Consider the following 2,896-nt stretch of genomic DNA (forward strand, 5'->3'; position numbering starts at 1 on the left):
ACTGCTCCGCCCATTGTCAGATAATCCGAGCAGAAAATCGCTCCGTTTGCGAGCACACGCCGCTACGATTGCAAGCGCCTACATGTATCCATAATCGCTCCCGCGACCGGCACGATGCTGCCGCCAAATCGTTGATGGCCTGACGGAAATTCGAGGGAGAACATCGAATGCGTAGCCTGGTTGCTGTGTTCACGGTCGGGATATTCGCGATCGCGACCCCTGCCGGCGCGCAGGACATGCCCGGCGCAGTCGATCTGGGCGCGCAAGCGCGCACCCAGGTTCAGTCAGCGACTGCTCGTGGCTATGCCGAACGGGGCGGGGCGGCGACCGCGCGAGGTCCGAACGGGGTGCCACTGTCCGCTCGCGCGAAAAGCTATTGCGACAGCTATTCCGCACGGTTGCGCCAGTACGGCGCGAAGGATGGGCGAGTGATGAAGCTGGCAGCGGCCTGCCGGCAGGCAGGCTATCGCTATTGATCTCACCGCGCGATCGGCACCTGATCGATCCGCGTGGTCCAGGACGGGCTCTTGAAAGCACGCTTGGTGTCGTAGCTCTTCTGGCCAAAGCCCTCGGAGGCAAGCCGCATCGTGTTGCGGCCGAACCGCCCGTTGAGCCCGTCGATCGCGGCGAGCAGGGCAGGGGATCGCGGATCGGGCACCGCGAACAGGTCGGCCTGGTGCGCGGTCATCGGCTCCAGCCCCTCGAGCATGACGCCGCACTTGGTGTAGACGCCGCCAGTTTCGTACATGACATCCGCCATGCGGCCCGCCATACCGCCGATCACGCGCGGATCATTGGTCGCCGGCGACAGCCGCGCTATGCGCGAGGCGGACGGCGCGTTGGGCTTGAACCGGCTTCCGTGGGCAAAGGCGATCAGGCGGGTGGCAGCGAGATCCTGCGCGCGGATCTTCTCGGCCGCGCGGACCGCGCGGCGCACCATCGCCTCGCGCAGCGCCGCGACCTCGCGCACCGGCTCACCGAAGCAGCGGGTCACCGCGGTCGCCTTGGACGGGGGCGGCTCCGGCTCGAAATCGGTGCATTCGACGCCGTTCAGCTCGCGCACGAGCCGCTCCAGCACCACCGTCCCCACGTCGCGCGCGACCTCCGGGGGGAGGGCGGCAAGATCGGCCGTCGTCCTGACGCCGAGCGGTCGCAGCCGCTCGGTCATCGCTCGCGCGATGCCCCAGACCTCCTCGACCGGCCATTGCGCGAACAGGCGCCGCCGCAGCTCGATGTCGTGCAGGTCGACCACGCCCTTCCAGACCTTCTCCGACGCCTTAGCGAGGGCGTTGGCAACCTTGCTCAGCGTCCGGGTCGGGCCAAGCCCGATGCGGATCGGCAGGCCCGTCGCACGCTTGACGGCCGCGATCACGCGGTGCGCGGCCGCCACGTCGCCCAGGCCGTTCGGGAGCACCGGCAGGCGAAAGAACGATTCGTCGATCGAGTACACCTCGACCGTGCAACTGTGCTCGGCGAGGACCTGATTGAAGCGACGATTCATGTCGGCATACAATTCGTAGGAACTGCTGCGGTATTGGATGCCATGCTCGCGGACGATATCACGAATCTTGAACATCGGCGCACCCATCTTGATGTGCAGCGCCTTGGCCTCCTCGGAGCGCGCGATGGCGCAGCCGTCCCCGTTACTCAGCACGATGAGCGGTTTATCGCGCAGCGACGGGTCGAATACCCTCTCCGACGAGCAATAGAAGTTGGAGACGTCAGCGATCGCCCACATGGCGGTCAGCCCTGCAGGTTGCGCACGGAGGCGCGGACGACGCCCCACACTTCGACACTCTCATCCGCGATCACCGCGTCGTAGCGCATCCGCGCGTTGCGGGCCTCGAGGACCGGCTTGCCGTCGCGCCAGACCAACTGGCGGATCACGAAGCCCCCGTCGACCACGGCGATGACGATGCGGCCGCTAACCGGCGTGGCGTCGCGATCGACCACCACCACGTCGTCATCATAGATTCCAGCGTCGATCATGGACTGTCCGCTGACCCGGAACACGAAGCTGGCGGCGCGGTCGAGGCGCAGCAGCGCCACGAGATCGATCGCGGTTTCCTCCCAGTCCTGGGCAGGCGAGGGGAAGCCAGCGCCGGCCGCGCTCACCACCCTCAGGCGAAACGCTGGCGGCAGATCGGCGATCGGCATCGGTTGGGACAGGGGAATCACACACGCGGACATGCGCGCATGATATGCTGGATAAGAACATGAAGGGAACGAGATTTTCCTTTTGTTCTCATTTCGCATGACTCATAGAGTCATGGATGCCGATCCGCCCCGAAAACCGCTGGCTGTACCCGATCGACTGGCCGCTGCTGTCGGACCAGATCCGGTTCGTGCGGGCAGGAGGGCGCTGCGAACGCTGCCGGCGACCGCATCTTCGGCACGTCGCGCATCTGGGCGATGGGCGCTGGTGGGATAGCGAAGCGCGATGCTGGCGATCGGGAGAGGGGCGACGGGTGAAGGTCGGCGACCTCTTCGCGCTCGACGTCGTGCGGATCACCTATGTCGTGCTGGCCTGCGCGCATCTGGATCATGATCCTGGCAATAGCGCGCCGCGCAATCTCGCCGCGCTATGCCAGCGATGTCACATGCTCCACGATGCCGAGGAGCATCGCTGGCAACGCTGGTGGAATGCGTTTCGGCTGCGCGCGCTGCAGGATCTTTACGAAGATCCGCGACACGCTCGCGCGCGAGAACGACGGCGCGGCTAACTCGCGACTGACTGGCAAGCCTTAGCTGCGAAAAAGCCACGTCAGTCTCTGCAAGAACGATGCCGGAAATCTGCTAAGCCATTGATTTAACATAAGATATATTATCGAACAAAACAGGTGTAGGCGCTAAGTAGAAATGACACTGCTCCGCTAGATAGAAAAGGCACACAGTG

Annotated in this window: 4 protein-coding genes; 2 read left to right on the forward strand and 2 right to left on the reverse strand. The window is 64.8% G+C overall.

Features of this window, described 5'->3' with window-relative positions:
* The first annotated feature begins 167 nt into the window (after positions 1–167).
* Positions 168–476: a hypothetical protein gene (locus AX702_RS20600; RefSeq protein WP_010409222.1), complete on the forward strand. Its 309-nt coding sequence runs from the start codon at positions 168–170 to the stop codon at positions 474–476.
* A gap of 2 nt (positions 477–478) precedes the next feature.
* Here AX702_RS20600 and AX702_RS20605 read toward each other — a convergent pair whose 3' ends face one another.
* Both AX702_RS20605 and AX702_RS20610 read right to left on the reverse strand, forming a co-directional pair.
* Positions 479–1,738 carry a Y-family DNA polymerase gene (locus AX702_RS20605; RefSeq protein ID WP_007406368.1) on the reverse strand — a complete coding sequence of 420 codons (1,260 nt, stop codon included), beginning with the start codon at positions 1,736–1,738 and terminating at the stop codon, positions 479–481.
* Between the two features lie 5 nt (positions 1,739–1,743).
* Positions 1,744–2,190: a LexA family protein gene (locus AX702_RS20610; RefSeq protein WP_010409225.1), complete on the reverse strand. Its 447-nt coding sequence runs from the start codon at positions 2,188–2,190 to the stop codon at positions 1,744–1,746.
* 83 nt (positions 2,191–2,273) lie between these two features.
* Here AX702_RS20610 and AX702_RS20615 point away from each other — a divergent pair, with 83 nt between their 5' ends.
* Entirely contained in the window at positions 2,274–2,723 is a 450-nt protein-coding gene (locus AX702_RS20615) for a hypothetical protein (RefSeq protein ID WP_007406364.1), read from the forward strand.
* Positions 2,724–2,896: the final 173 nt, after the last annotated feature.

The sequence above is a fragment of the Sphingomonas sp. CCH5-D11 genome, assembly GCF_001557395.1.
In the GTDB taxonomy this organism is placed as follows: Bacteria; Pseudomonadota; Alphaproteobacteria; order Sphingomonadales; family Sphingomonadaceae; genus Sphingomonas.

What these genes read in the sequence shown, in the direction of transcription:
- AX702_RS20605 (WP_007406368.1), bottom strand. Translation starts at nt 1,738, where the DNA reads ATGTGGGCGATCGCTGACGTCTCCAACTTCTATTGCTCGTCGGAGAGG.
- AX702_RS20615 (WP_007406364.1), top strand. Translation starts at nt 2,274, where the DNA reads ATGCCGATCCGCCCCGAAAACCGCTGGCTGTACCCGATCGACTGGCCG.
- AX702_RS20600 (WP_010409222.1), top strand. Translation starts at nt 168, where the DNA reads ATGCGTAGCCTGGTTGCTGTGTTCACGGTCGGGATATTCGCGATCGCG.
- AX702_RS20610 (WP_010409225.1), bottom strand. Translation starts at nt 2,190, where the DNA reads ATGTCCGCGTGTGTGATTCCCCTGTCCCAACCGATGCCGATCGCCGAT.